Genomic DNA, 13,241 nt, shown 5'->3' on the forward strand with positions numbered 1-13,241 from the left:
TCAGAGCTGCGCCGAGTTCCGTGCTGCCGCTGGCGGAGATGGGGGGGGTCTGAAATGTTGCCAGTTCGGTCAGCGGAACAACCTGTTTCGCGGCGCTGTCAAATGTGATGATGGATAGGAACGCAGTCTCCAACGCATAGGGATCTTGGCGCAGGGTCGAAACAAGAATCTGAACGCCGTTCTTGACGGCTTCAATCGGTTCTCCACTCATGGAACCTGAAGTGTCGAGCAACAGGTATACGGGCAGCCTTCTCATCGTTTTTCCTTTTTTTCGTTTCAGTGATTCTTGTTGGGAAGTCAGCTAGGTTACTGTGACACCGAACTGTCCGCACATGGCACCAAGTCCGCCGCTGAAGCCCTGACCGACAGCTTTGAATTTCCACTCGGCGCCGTAACGGTAGACCTCACCAAAAATCATCGCTGTCTCGGTACTGTAGTCCTCGGAAAGGTCAAATCGCACGATCTCTACGTCGTTGTCCATATTCACAATGCGCATGTACGCGTCCGACACCTGCCCAAAATTCTGCCTGCGGTCCTCCGCATCGTGGATAGTCACACAGACGGCCAAGCGCTTGACATGGTCTGGTACCCTATCGAGGTCAATCTCTAGCGCCTCGTCATCGCCGTCGCCCGCTCCAGTGGTGTTATCGCCCGTATGCTTAACCGAGCCGCATGATGAAACAAGTTGGTTGTAAAAGACAAAGTCCTCATCACGTCGCACTTTCCCACTTTCCGCGAGCAAGAAAGCGCTTGCATCGAGGTCGAAGTTGGCGCCGTCGGTGCAACGTGCGTCCCAGCCAAGACCAACCAGGATGTGTTTGAGACTCGGCACCGTTCTTGACAGCGAGACGTTGCCGCCCTTACTGAGTGAAACAGCCATTTCAATCTCCTTAAGCTACTTTACTGATAAGCCTTCCGGCTCGCGCCGCTTGTAACGGATCGAGGACACCAGCGCCAGCGCAATGAACGCGACACCGATCGAAGCGGTCACCATCTCTGGAACATGGACAACTATGCCTGAAAGCATGATGACAGCTAACGCGCCAATCGCGTAGTGTGCTCCGTGCTCAAGAAACACGTATTCGTCGAGCGTACCTTTCCTGACAAGGTGGACAGTCAGCGAACGGACAAACATCGCACCGATGGCCAGCCCCAACATAATTATCACGACGTCGCGCGTGACCGCAAAAGCGCCGATCACTCCGTCGAAGGAGAACGAAGCATCCAAGACCTCAAGGTAGAGAAAGCCCGCAACACCGTTGCGCTTGGCTGTCGAGACAGCCTCTTCTCCCACTTGCTCGCTTTCAAAAAAAGTGTCAAGACTGCTAACGGCCACGAACAGGATTACTCCTCCCAGCCCCGCCACCAGCACTTTCAACCGAGTCGGCTGGTCTAGCGGTAACCACATTTGCATGCAAAAGAGAATGATCAAGGCCGTCATCACTGCAATGGAGTCCAATTTTCCCAGACTCGCGAGTCTTTCTTCTATCACTCCAAGCCAATGAAGGTCCCTCCCTTCGTCGAATAGAAACGTCAGGAAGACGAGTAAGAGGAACAAGCCACCGAATGCTGCGATGCCATGGTGGCTATCTGTAAGGTGTCTGGAATACTCCTCGGGTCGCTCCAGCGCCATGGTCGCCACATCCCCCATCCCTAAGCCAGTGGCTACAGACACGATCGCAATCGGGAAAAAAAGGCGCATGCCGAACACTGCTATCAGTACCCCGATGGTCAGGAACACCTGCTGCCACTTCTCCTCCATGTCCTTCAGCACAGATGCGTTCACCACGGCATTGTCAAACGACAGACTCACCTCCATAACTCCAAGCATCGCTGCAAGAACCACAGCCTGCACCATCCCCATTCCGTTCTTGGCGCCCCAAAAGGCGGCCACGCAAAGGCAGACGATGGTCACAGCAAGAGAAACTCGAAAATCTTTCATTGGGACCTCCCGTTGATGAAGTTTACGATCTCCTCAAACCAGAGGAATCGGCTCAAAGAGAGGACAAGAATCCACTCGCTGGCGAAAGGACAATGGTTCGGTCTGATCCAACGTGACTAGGATGCCGGGCTACGCGGCTGAAGTGAAGCCGGTGAGGCGCGAGAACTGAAAAAGCGGCGCTTCCCCCTTCGGGAAATGCCGAGTGCCACGTTTGTTCATCAAGAACACGACTACCATGTTATAAGGTGTCCTCCTCGGGTCTGGCGAAGTTTGGTTCGGAAAGGCGATAGGTCATGGCTGCGAGACTGCGAGCGGACGCCGACAGGGTTGCGCTGTATTCGAAACCGCCCTCCTGCAAGTGCCTGACGATCACGGCCATCTTCTGCTTGCCTTGACACGTCATAGAAAAACCGATCAAGTCGCCCATACGTGTCGGCTACCTAGACCTGGCTGTGCCGCAGCGCAGGCACACGTCGCAACGGGCCCGCGAGCTCTTGGTGACGATTCCCACCGACCGTCGGGCGAAATCACCACGGACCTCATCTGCACTACAGTTACCACACACCTGTCGCTGACGTGGCAATCGGCCGAGATCTGGAAATGCCCAAACTAGTTGCGTAGCCACCTCGCCCTCACGGGCATTGTAGCGCGGAACAGGCACGATTGGTGCGACGATGAATCAAGGAGCCACTGCGGTATTCACAACCCGCGTGGAACACGTAAGTAGTGCAGATCGCTAGACGCTTCCAAGACGGCCGCGTCTTGGCAATTGCTCATGGCCATTTGCCCATCACCAACCAGAAATTTCCGGCATTATGGAGCAACCACCCCTAATCTCTAAGGAGCCCCACGGCGGCGCCGAACTTTTTTCTGGCGGGCTCACTCTGTGAGCCCGTAGAGTCCTACACTGATCCTCATGACCCACCCCCATGAGCCGGCGCGATGAGTTTACATTTCCTGCTGAAAGCCGAAGCCCGTACCCTGTCCGTGGTTCAGGTCCTGGCCATGAGTGACGATGACGCTTTTGCCCTGTTCCGCCACCTGCGCTGGGGCGAAGGGAAGGAAGTGGTCTGCCCGCACTGCGGCATGGCGCACCGGCACTATTTCCGCCCGACCCGCAAGATTTGGCGCTGCGCGGGCTGCCAGGAAGATTTCTCCGTCACGTCCGGAACGATCTTCGCCTTCCACAAGCTGCCCCTGCGCCTGTACCTTGCGGCGGCGATCCTGTTTGCCAACGCCGTGAAGGGCATTTCTGCCCTGCAGGTGGGCCGCGACCTGGGCGTGTCCCACAAGACCGCCTACGTCCTCCTGCACAAGCTACGGGAGAGCCTGTTGGTGAGCCGGGACGAATCCGCCCTGCAGGGCGAGATTCACGTAGACGGGGCGTACGTTGGCGGGACGGTCCGGCCGGCGAACAAGAAGGAAGACCGGGTAGACCGGCGCTTGGCGGAGAATCAAGACCCGGACAAGCGCTGCATCCTGGTGATGCGCGAGGCCTACACCGAGGCGGAGGTCGAGGCCGGCAACGCCGGGGCCAGGAAGACGCTGACCTTCATCCTGAACAACGAGAACCAGGCCGACATCGGCAAGCTGGCGCCGGTCTACCTCGCCAAGGGTTCCGTGATCTGTGCCGACGAAGCGGACGCCTACGACCGGCTCCCTGCCAAGTACGCGGTCCGCCGGGTGAACCACGGCAAGGCGTACCGCGCCGATGATGGCACGACCAACAACCTGGCGGAATCGTATTTCTCCCGCTTCCGCCGACCGCGGCTCGTTCTCCCGCCGCCTGGATCGCCCCGGACGACGACAGCGCGAGAGTCACGCCATCCGCCGCCGGTGCTTTGAGGATCTCGGCCGTTGTCATATCTCGACCTCACCAACGCGAGAGAGGAATTGACACTTTTGGTTGTTGGCTGGAAAAAGCCGCCGAACCCGAAGAACCCGATACGATCCGCCAAACTTTGGCGTTCCCGCCCGCCGACTTGTCGGGGAGGATTCGCCGATTATCGACAAAACGGCCTTCATGGCGTTTGATCCACCAGCCGAGACGACTCCGATTGATAGCGCCGCCGCGATCTTCCGCGATTTCGCGGATCACGCTCGATAACTCGCCGGCCTTGTCAAAATCTGCACGCGCCACCAGATCACGCACGCCAGCCGCGGCCGCCCCGAGTGCATCCGTCCATTCTTTTATCAGGCGCCCGAGTAGTTCCGCGTCGGGGTCGTCACTCATCTGAGCGAACAAGGTCGTTGCCGGGTCGGGCAAGCCAAGCCAGATGAGCGAATGCCGGCAGTAGCCAGACCAATCGCTGAAACTGGCGATAGGGGAGATGTCGGATTCCGGCCGGCCGGCCAGAGCCCATGCTTTGACGATCGTCAGCACGTCGGACACGTGCCTGCCGCGATTGGCGCGAACCTCCCGCAGCAAGTTGGGGCGCTTGAAACGGCGCTCCGCCGGGGTTGCGCACAGCGGGTCAATGTTGATCGTCAGCACGCGCCGACACATATCCTTGATCGGCCCGACGTTGTTACCGCTGGACAGGAACAGCGTCCGGGTGCTGACCGTCGCATCCTTGGACGCGCATAGGATTCGGCCGCCGATGCTCTCCTCAGTGATGGCCGTTTTCAGCTTGTCGAACGGCAGCAGGTCCGTGTTCAGGTCGTCAAACTCGATCACGGCCGGGGATTTGAGCAGGAGCGCGAGCAGCAGCTTGCCGCACTCCTCTTCCGAATCCGGAAATGATACAGGCGATGGCGGGGCGGGCGTTGCCAGCGCCGTAGCAAGCTTGCACAGAAACGACTTGCCGCTGGCCTGCACTGGCGCCCGGACGTGGAACATGGGCGCGTGCGGCAGCGATGGCCGTATCGCCGCCGTCAGCAGCATGGCGAGCGCCGCTGCCTTGTCACACTCTGCGGCAAAGGAAAATTCATTGAGCAGATCGGACAAACGGCCCAGCGCCGCCGCGGCATCTTCTTTGCCGGGACTGTCGGGGATGCTGAACTGCCGCGCATCGAAGACGCCAAACATTGCGCTATCTGTGTCGTAGCCTGCGGTCGATACGATATGCCCGCTGGACCGCATGTAGGGCTGTCGGGCGATGCCGGACAATGGGGGCATGTGCGCATAGGTCTGGGCATAGAACAGCACAATGCAGTGCCGCTCTGGCGGGTCGCACGCTACCCACTCATCAGACCGCTTATCGAATCTCAGCCACACGGCCGCGCAGGAAAGGGCGCGCGTCATCGCCGGTTTGCTGGTCGGTATGATCTGGCTTTCTCCCGTCGCCGGGTCTGTGGATATGCTGGCGATCAGCCCGCCACGCTGGTAATACTTGCCGCTCTTTGCAAGCTCTTGCTCGGCTCGATCAACAATGCGATGCAGCTCGCCGCCGGACACCTTGATGGTCGGCTTCATTTTCGCCGAGACGACGTCAACGCTGAGGAATTCAAGCAGCGCCCCGATCTTGAACTTTGGCCCGTGCGAATGGCAGCAGTGGTATCCGCCACGGGGGTACAGGTCGTCGGGCTCGAAATACACCGCGCCGGTGTCTAGCGCGTCGGTGTGCTCATGAACCCATGGGCACGTGATGTCGTGCTTTGCGCCGCCGAGAGGCATTTTGTACATGCCGCGCTTTTTCAGTTCTGCAATGACCGGATTTGCCGCCGGGGCAGCCAGATACACATCATCGTTATCGTCCGCGGTTTCTGCCGGGGCTGAACGGACCGCTGCGCTTTTGCGCTGGCGTTTCGGCCGGCCGGCCGGGGCGAGCTCGATTTCCAACCCTTCGACAATCGCTTCCACTGAGTAGCGAAGATCGGGGCGCCACTCCACCAGGCGACACTGAAACGGACCTTCATACTTGCCGTTGATCGCTATCGGCAGCCGTGCAAGTCTGGCCGTGGGACCATTCGCCCCAGGATCGCACAGCCCGCCGGTGATGATGGCATTCATCAGCCGATCAGCCGCCGCCGCGTCGAGTACCGGCCCGTCAAGAATGAAACCTACTTGATGATTGCCAGGACTTGTTTCGATAGACCAACTCGGGGCCATGCTCACGCGATCAGCCGGAATCTTGTTTCCGATGTCGTCAAGCATTATGCAGTGCAGACCCGCGAAATTGGTCTTTTTCCGACGAACTACCCCATCATCGCCGGGATAGTGGCTGGACACGCAGAAATAATTGTTTGCAGTCGCCGGTGTCTCGATCTTCCCGAATGGCGCGCAATTTCCCCACTGCTTTGAGGTAGCGGGGTTGCCCAAGAATGATGTGACGGTCGCGGCCGCGCCATCCGGCAGCGCATGAAACACGGCGGCCATGAAGGCTCCGTTATCGGGTTCTTCGGCTTTGTCGCCTTTTTCTGGCGAACAACCAGAAGTGTCAATTTCGCTGTTGTCGTCTATGGCCGGGGTGAATTCAAGGGGAGCGTTCATAGCCGCCCTCCTTGGATCAGAGCGAGCAGCGCCGCGGCCATTGGTGCGGACAAACTGACGACGCAGGAAGCCGTCGTCGAGATACTGAGGAACCATCCCTTCAGCGGGTCAGTTGCGGTAGAATTGCGGCTAGAGAATGCAGTGCTTGAAGCCGCCCGGTTAGCCTCCGGAGCGGCTTTTTCGTTGGTCGTCATGGTTAGCCTCCGATTAACCCGCAAGGGATTTTCGAAGCTCGCCGACGTTCCAAGCTGTGATGCGTTGGGAGAGTTTTCGGGGCGCGGGCAGGTCGCCGCGCTTTACCATGCGCCAGATCGTTGCGGACGAACACGCTTTCAGCCCCCGGACTACCGGCAGTCGAACGCTGGCCGAATCAGGAAGGAGATCAAAATCTTTGAGAGCGTCGGGAAGGCCGACTTCTTTTCGCCGAAGATGCGCCGAATCAGAATTGGGAAAACTCGCCTCGACGCCTTCGGCGATTTTTTTGCGAGAAACGAGTTCGGGTGATGACGAATTCATGATGAATCCTTAATAAATTGCGCCAATGCGGCGCGAGTATGGTCCGGTCAAGTCTGTGCATGGTGAAGAAACCTCTCTCCGATTTTTATGCCATAACGCAATTGGTGCGTCCCCATTTGCCCCGTGAATTAGTTGCTGTACCTCCTTGTTAAAGTTGTGAAATCCGCGCCTCTATGAGTTCCTAGAACACGGTGTGAGGCTATTATACGGTCCGACCCCCGACGTTATGCGCAGCTGCATCGGAAATTGCTCCGGACTAAAGCCGCTGCCGTCACACGCCGGGAAAATCTGTCGGCCGCTTGCCTGAAATGGACTGCGCACTGTTACGGCTTGATATGTCTTGAGACAATCGAGACTATGCGAAAAGCCGCTTTGTAATTATTTTGTAACGAAGTGTCGTGATTTTGTGACAGGGAGCGATTACTGTTTGCGACAAGCCCCAGCACCGCAAAAAGATTCGATCAGCCCGCCTTACTCCCGCGAATTGGTAGCACCTTGCCATCGCTCGGGGCCTTCGCGCAGAACTGCGCCCAGTCGCCCATGAGCCTGCGCCGCTTCTCGATCAGGTCGCCGCGCCGGTAAGCCGCCTCGACCTTGTTGGTGATGGTGTGCGCCAGAGACATTTCCACAACGTCAGGCGGGTACGCCGTTTGCTCTGCGGCCCAGTCTCTGAACGTCGAACGGAATCCGTGCGCGGTCAAATCGCCGCGGCCCATGCGCCGCAGTACAGCGGTCAGACTCATGTCGGACAGCGGCCGGCCTTCCCGTGCGCCGGGGAATACCAGACTGCCCTCGCGTGGCAGCGCCCGCAGGATGGCCAGCGCCGCGTCTGAAAGCGGTACGGCGTGCTCGTTCTTGGCCTTCATGCGCTCGCCGGGAACTGTCCATAACGCGGCCTCCAGGTCGATCTCTGCCCAGGCCGCGCCGCGGACCTCGCCCGACCTCGCCGCCGTCAGGATGGCGAATTCGAGAGCACGTGCACCGATGCCTTCTCGCCGCGACAGATCAGCCATGAATGCGCCAAGCTCTCGATAGGGAAGCGCCGCATGGTGTTCGACCTTGGCAATCTTCGACGGCATGGCAAGCAGGTTTTGCAAGTGGCCTTTCCATCGCGCCGGATTCTCGCCGGTGCGATAGCCGCGGGTGGTCGCCCAGGACAAGACCGACTCCATGCGACCCCGTAGCCTGCTAGCCGTCTCGGTCTTCGTTTTCCAGATCGGCTCCAAGACCTTGAGCACATGTCCGGTTTCGATGTGCGCTACGTTCAACGCGCCGACGACTGGCCCGGCGTAACTGGTCAAGGTGTTGCGCCATTGCTGCCGGTGCTTGGGATTGCTCCACGACTCGTTGTGTGCATTCAGATAGGCGTCCACGCATTGGTCGAACGTCATGGCCTTGACGAGCGCCGCTCGTAGTGCAGCGCGGGACTCCCGACGCTGGCCAATGGGGTCTTCTCCGTTGTCGATCCGTTCGCGCATGTCGCGTGCGCGCCGCCGTGCATCCGCCAAGGTCACATCAGGAAATCCGCCCAGCCCCATGTCGCGCCGCTTGCCGGCTATCGAGCAGCGCAGTATCCAACTCCGTGCGCCAGTCACCTTGACGAGCAGCGCCAGGCCCGCGACCTCGCCGACGAAGTTCATGCCCGGCGTAGTGAGTCGCTGCACCTCGATTGGCGATAGCGCTTTGACTTTTCGCCGACCACGTTTCCGGACCTCGGGCGCCATGTCGCCATGCGCCTCGCTTGATCCCACCGTGCTAGATTGCCGTTCCATCATGAGTCCCATCAAAAAAGATGAGCTTGTATGTTCCGTCATGATACGGTGCGAGTCAAGCGATATGCCTGTAAGCCTTGCAAATAAAGGGTTCATGACATTGCATGATACGGTGTGAGTATGCCAAATGGCGGACACCGCTTCCGCCCGACAAAGCAGTACCGATCGGCATCGCGACCGAAAGGTCTGACCGTCGTTGGGCGTGCCGCGAAGCGAAGCGACGCGATGCGATGCCCTGATCAGCGCGAGCGCGCCAGATCGAAGTCGGCGGTGTTGCGTTCGTCGATGAACAGGCGAGCCGGTTCTGGGGGCTCACCGTTACGGCAGGTGACCACCACGTTGGCCAGCACCTGCTTCTTCTGCAGCACTTCGACGGCACAGCGGCCGTAGATGCTCTCGATGGTCGCCAGCAGGTTGCGCGAGTAGGGCGTGGCGAGGGCGCTGTCGAGAATCAGGTTGGCAATCAGCAGTCCATCGGGTTCAAGTACCCGGCGCGTCGCCTGCCAGAATTCGCGCGTGACCAGGTGGCCGGGGATCGACGAGTGGGCGCCGTAGACGTCCACCAGCATGGCAGCGAAGCGCTCCTCGGTCCGGATCACGAAGCGGCGTGCATCGTCGGCGATGAAGTCGCCGCGCGCGGCTGTGTGGAGAAAATGCTTTTCGGCGATTCCGCGGACCGCCGGGTCGATATCGACATAGGTGTAATGGTTGCGCGGTTCGCGGTGTGACAGCGTGAAGCCGCCGGCGCCGAGGACCAGAATCCGGCGGTCACGGAAGCCAAGGTCATCGAGCAGGAGACTACGAACATGCCGGATGTAGCGCGCGTAGTGTGGCGGTTCTGACTCGTCGATCAATGACGCGAACGAGTTGTTGTTCTTGAAGGCTTGCCCGTTGATCGCGCCGTCGTATTTGGCCGGCACCACCAGGTAGCTGGCGTAAGCCGTTTCGATTTCCGGGCGCAGCCAGGCATTGGCGAGAACGGCCAGGGTGATGACCGTCAAGCCGGCGGTGGTGGTGGCCCAGCCGCGACCGCGCAACAGCACGAAGCCGACGACCAGCAACAGTGCGCAGAGCGCCACGGCTGCCGACACGCCTAGCCATTGCATGACCAGCAGCGACAAGGACAGCGAACCGAGAAAGGAGCCGAGCGTGGAGTAGTAAAGTGCCTGTCCGCTGGCCTCGCCGACGCGTTCGTGCTGTAGCAGATTGGTCAGGATGGGTACGGTCTGCCCGAGCAGCCAGGCGATCGGACCGAGTACGCCGGCAACGAGCACCAGGTAGGCGAGTTCCGGCGGACGGATTGCAGCAAAGATCAGATCAACGCTCACCCCGGCCAGACCGACGCCGATCAGCAAGGCCGCGAGCAGAAAGTTCCTCGCCACGACATCGAGATACTCGTCGTCGATCTTTGCCCCGGCGTGGTAACCCAGGGCCAGGGCAAGAAGAAAGAAACCGATTGTGGGTGCGGTGACGACGATCGAGCTGCCCATGTGCGGGATGATCTGGCGCAACGCGATGACTTCGGCGCCAAGCGAGCAGAAGCCTTCAATGAAGACAATGAGGAAGAGCAGCAGACGTGGCATGCGGGAGTGTGCGCCGGGCGGAGTAAGCCGGCACTATACTCCAGCAGCACCTTCACGAAGGAATCGGGGCAGGAGTTCGGGCGGCAACTGCAGCCGGTGGAGCAGGGTTTCGCGGCTGATGTGCAGCAGGTCCTGGACGGCTTTCAGGTCATCCGGTATGGCCGGGTCAGCCCAGCCATCGATCGAGTGGCGAGCGAGGTTGACAGCCAGTTTCACGTTCTGCACCCTGGACAGATGCGCGTTGCCGTCGTCGATCAGCGTCGTCAGCAGCTCGGGTAGATGCCAGGCGTGGCAGAGCGCCAACTGCAGTTCGGCCAGCGGAAACCCGAGCACCTCCTGCTGCACGCTGGCGCTTCGCAGTGATCTGTCGGCCTGCAGCCGCGAGCGAATCTCGATTGCCAGATCCGGCGCAAAGCACCATAGCAGGATCTCTGCGAGGTCATGCAGCAGCGCGGCGAGAGCCACTTCCTCAACGTTCATGTCATGCCGCGCGAACGCCCACTCGTGGGCGTAGCGTGAGGCACGTTGTGTGCGCAGGATCACCTGCAGTACGCCGAGCAGGGCCTGCGGCTGACCGCTGAGCATGCCCTCGAGCGTCAGCGGCCGGTCGAACTGCCGGAAAAAAGGGTCGACGCCGAGCATCATCACCGCGCTGGCGATATTCGTGATGTCGCTTTGCAGGCGGCGACGGCTGCCAGCCTGAATGTAGGCCAGGACGCGGATGGCCAACAACGGGTCCTGTAGCACGATGTCAGTGATGTCGCGGCCGTTGACCCGGTCGATATTCTGACGCGCCTCGTCGAGGCGGCGCGCCGTCTGGCGTAGAACGGGCATTTCTCTGCCGCTGACGAAGGCCAGCCAGCCAGCCAGGTCGCGGGGCGGGTGCTTGTCGAACATGGGTGTCGCCTTCAACAAGGGCGTCCGAAGAATGCGTTGACAGCGGAACAGCTTCCCTTGCCGCTGTCCAGCGCGATCAGGCAGATGGTAGTCCCAGCCTCGTCAGCCTGCAAGCTGCCGGTGGCGGTTTGCCTGAAAGGTCAAAAGCGCTCCCCCGTCCGCAGGTAGCGCCATTGCCCGGGAGCCAGCTTGCCAAGCGATACGCTGCCAATCCGGACGCGTTTGATGTCGGTCGCCCGCAAGCCCACCTGCTCGCACATGCCCTGGATCTGTCGCTTCCTGTTTTCGTGCAGGACCAAGCGCAATTGCTGCTCACTCAGCCAGGACACCTCCGCGCGCAGCAGTTTGACCTTGTCGAGCGACAGGCCATACCGGAGCAGCTCCAAGCCACCCGGCAGCAACTCACCCTCGACGCGGACATGGTATTCCTTCTCCAGCCTGGAATCGCCACCAGTCAGTCGGCGGGCGACGCTACCCTCTTGGGTAAACACCAGCATGCCACCCTCCTCGGGCTCAAGTCTGCCGGCCAGAGCCAACCCGCGCAGGTGGCCGACCTTGAAACGGAGCGGGCAGCCGTCTTCCGGCCAACGGTTCTCGGCACGGATCGATTCGACCGGGTTCTCGCGCCCGTTCCCTGCCGGCGCATCGAGATCGCCGCACGGAATCTTGTTGAACAGGATGGTGACGCTTTCCGTCTGATGCTTGCTCGCCGCCTCCTTGACCTGGATCCTGGCCTTCGGGTTCACCCGCGCACCAAGCGTCGTGATGACGACGCCGTCCACCGTCACCCAGCCATTTTCGATCCACTCGTCAGCTTCGCGCCGCGAACACTGGGCCTGTGCGCTCACCAGCTTCGACAGCCGCGGTGACTCCTTCGCCAGACCACGTTGACTACTGGCCGCGGCGGCTGGCGCTTCAGCCGGCGGCGTCGGTCGCGACCCCTGCGGTGCCGGAGGGAAGGCACGCGCGCCGGTGCTGCGTGCTATTCCACGTTGCGGATGTTTTTTGGCAGCTTTCGTGGCCGGCAGAATCGGTGCTGCCGGCGAGACATCCGCGACCGGGGTTGGCGGAAGCGCCTCACGCTCGGTGCGTTGCGGCGCCGGAGGGAAGGCGCGCACGCCGGTGCTGCGCGCTATTCCACGTTGTGGATGGTTTTTCGCAGCTTTCGTGGCTGGCGGAGTCGGTGCTGTCGGCTTGCCGTCAGCCGGCTGCTGCGTGGCATGCTTCGATGTCGGAGAACCGCCGCGAATCGGCCGGCGCGCAGGCGCCCTCGCTTCGCCGGGAGCAGCAGAGCTGGCGGGTCTTTTCGGTAGCTTCAGGGTCGCGCGGGACATGGCATGGCTTTTCGTCGGGTCGGGGCGCGTAGTTTACGCCAGAACTTACCGCGGCCGCGCTCGGAATTGCCTGCCGCCATCCCTCCTGTGCTAACGCGGCGGGGGTGGTGGGGGTGCGCCACGCGGCGGTGGCGGTGGTGGTGGGCTGCCACGTGGCGGTGGGGGGGGTGGTGGAAGAGCGGTGGCAGCAAAGGGCCGGCCAGCGTTCGCATTCTGTAGTGAATAGCCACCAATCAGCGGCACCTTGTGACCGCGCGAGTACATGCACTGCACGTAGCTCTGGTCGTACCGCTGCTGCAGGGCATAGCTCGATGCATTGCTGGCCGCGACTCCGCTGGTACTGCCAACGAGCAGGCCAACACCGGCGCCAACGGCGGCACCACTCGACCCATCGACAGCGGCACCAACCGCAGCGCCAACTGCCGTTCCCAGCACGGCGCTCGCCACGCCGGCATCGACGGCCGCCGTTTCAGGGGTTCTCGGACTGATCATCTGGCGCGCATAGTCCTTGCACATGGCGTCGTCGGCGCGGAACTGCGCGAAGCTCTGGCCCGTTCCCGGCAGGGTCATCACGCTCGGACCCTCCGGTGGCAGACTGACACAGGCGGTTAAGATGAGGATCAACAGCGGTGGGCTATGGCGGAGGCTGGGCATCACGGGGCGGTTCCTGGTGGCAAGACATCTGGTCGGCGCGGATCATCGCCCGGGGTACGTACCAGTGCGCGGTCAACACCTGCTTGAAACACTTAATAACGCAGGCGGCGC

General features: G+C 60.9%; 10 protein-coding genes and 1 pseudogene. 1 reads left to right on the plus strand and 10 read right to left on the minus strand.

Going from position 1 to position 13,241, the window contains the following annotated elements; translation table 11 throughout:
- From V5B44_RS23420 to V5B44_RS23430, 3 genes are all read right to left on the minus strand, one after another.
- Nucleotides 1–256, minus strand: a 256-nt coding sequence (locus tag V5B44_RS23420; protein WP_332361449.1) for a VWA domain-containing protein, incomplete at its 3' end; no start/stop codon positions are given.
- 45 nt (nucleotides 257–301) lie between these two features.
- On the minus strand, nucleotides 302–880 hold the full coding sequence (locus V5B44_RS23425; RefSeq protein ID WP_287666940.1) for a TerD family protein: 579 nt from the start codon (nucleotides 878–880) through the stop codon (nucleotides 302–304).
- Between the two features lie 15 nt (nucleotides 881–895).
- Nucleotides 896–1,942 carry a DUF475 domain-containing protein gene (locus tag V5B44_RS23430; protein ID WP_299157555.1) on the minus strand — a complete coding sequence of 349 codons (1,047 nt, stop codon included), beginning with the start codon at nucleotides 1,940–1,942 and terminating at the stop codon, nucleotides 896–898.
- A gap of 942 nt (nucleotides 1,943–2,884) precedes the next feature.
- Between V5B44_RS23430 and V5B44_RS23435 the strand changes: the two are divergent.
- Nucleotides 2,885–3,706: pseudogene (locus tag V5B44_RS23435) on the plus strand (IS1595 family transposase); the annotation flags it as partial.
- 109 nt (nucleotides 3,707–3,815) lie between these two features.
- Here the strand turns inward: V5B44_RS23435 and V5B44_RS23440 are convergent.
- From V5B44_RS23440 to V5B44_RS23470, 7 genes are all read right to left on the minus strand, one after another.
- Nucleotides 3,816–6,038, minus strand: a complete 2,223-nt coding sequence (locus V5B44_RS23440; RefSeq protein WP_332361587.1) for a hypothetical protein — start codon at nucleotides 6,036–6,038, stop codon at nucleotides 3,816–3,818.
- 543 nt (nucleotides 6,039–6,581) lie between these two features.
- Nucleotides 6,582–6,890: an AlpA family phage regulatory protein gene (locus V5B44_RS23445; RefSeq protein ID WP_332361450.1), complete on the minus strand. Its 309-nt coding sequence runs from the start codon at nucleotides 6,888–6,890 to the stop codon at nucleotides 6,582–6,584.
- 461 nt (nucleotides 6,891–7,351) lie between these two features.
- Nucleotides 7,352–8,800 (minus strand): tyrosine-type recombinase/integrase, encoded by a 1,449-nt coding sequence (locus tag V5B44_RS23450; RefSeq protein ID WP_332361451.1) that lies wholly within the window; start codon nucleotides 8,798–8,800, stop codon nucleotides 7,352–7,354.
- Nucleotides 8,801–8,901: 101 nt separating this feature from the next.
- Entirely contained in the window at nucleotides 8,902–10,245 is a 1,344-nt protein-coding gene (locus V5B44_RS23455; protein ID WP_332361452.1) for a fused MFS/spermidine synthase, read from the minus strand.
- Between the two features lie 33 nt (nucleotides 10,246–10,278).
- On the minus strand, nucleotides 10,279–11,142 hold the full coding sequence (locus V5B44_RS23460; protein WP_332361453.1) for an HDOD domain-containing protein: 864 nt from the start codon (nucleotides 11,140–11,142) through the stop codon (nucleotides 10,279–10,281).
- Nucleotides 11,143–11,282: 140 nt separating this feature from the next.
- A complete protein-coding gene (locus V5B44_RS23465; RefSeq protein ID WP_332361454.1) occupies nucleotides 11,283–12,260 on the minus strand; it encodes a pseudouridine synthase in 978 nt (325 codons plus the stop codon).
- Nucleotides 12,261–12,566: 306 nt separating this feature from the next.
- Entirely contained in the window at nucleotides 12,567–13,130 is a 564-nt protein-coding gene (locus V5B44_RS23470; RefSeq protein ID WP_332361589.1) for a glycine zipper family protein, read from the minus strand.
- Between the last annotated feature and the right edge of the window lie 111 nt (nucleotides 13,131–13,241).

The organism is Candidatus Accumulibacter necessarius (assembly GCF_036625085.1).

What these genes read in the sequence shown, in the direction of transcription:
- V5B44_RS23425 (WP_287666940.1), bottom strand. Translation starts at nt 880, where the DNA reads ATGGCTGTTTCACTCAGTAAGGGCGGCAACGTCTCGCTGTCAAGAACG.
- V5B44_RS23430 (WP_299157555.1), bottom strand. Translation starts at nt 1,942, where the DNA reads ATGAAAGATTTTCGAGTTTCTCTTGCTGTGACCATCGTCTGCCTTTGC.
- V5B44_RS23440 (WP_332361587.1), bottom strand. Translation starts at nt 6,038, where the DNA reads ATGCTTGACGACATCGGAAACAAGATTCCGGCTGATCGCGTGAGCATG.
- V5B44_RS23445 (WP_332361450.1), bottom strand. Translation starts at nt 6,890, where the DNA reads ATGAATTCGTCATCACCCGAACTCGTTTCTCGCAAAAAAATCGCCGAA.
- V5B44_RS23455 (WP_332361452.1), bottom strand. Translation starts at nt 10,245, where the DNA reads ATGCCACGTCTGCTGCTCTTCCTCATTGTCTTCATTGAAGGCTTCTGC.
- V5B44_RS23460 (WP_332361453.1), bottom strand. Translation starts at nt 11,142, where the DNA reads ATGTTCGACAAGCACCCGCCCCGCGACCTGGCTGGCTGGCTGGCCTTC.
- V5B44_RS23470 (WP_332361589.1), bottom strand. Translation starts at nt 13,130, where the DNA reads ATGCCCAGCCTCCGCCATAGCCCACCGCTGTTGATCCTCATCTTAACC.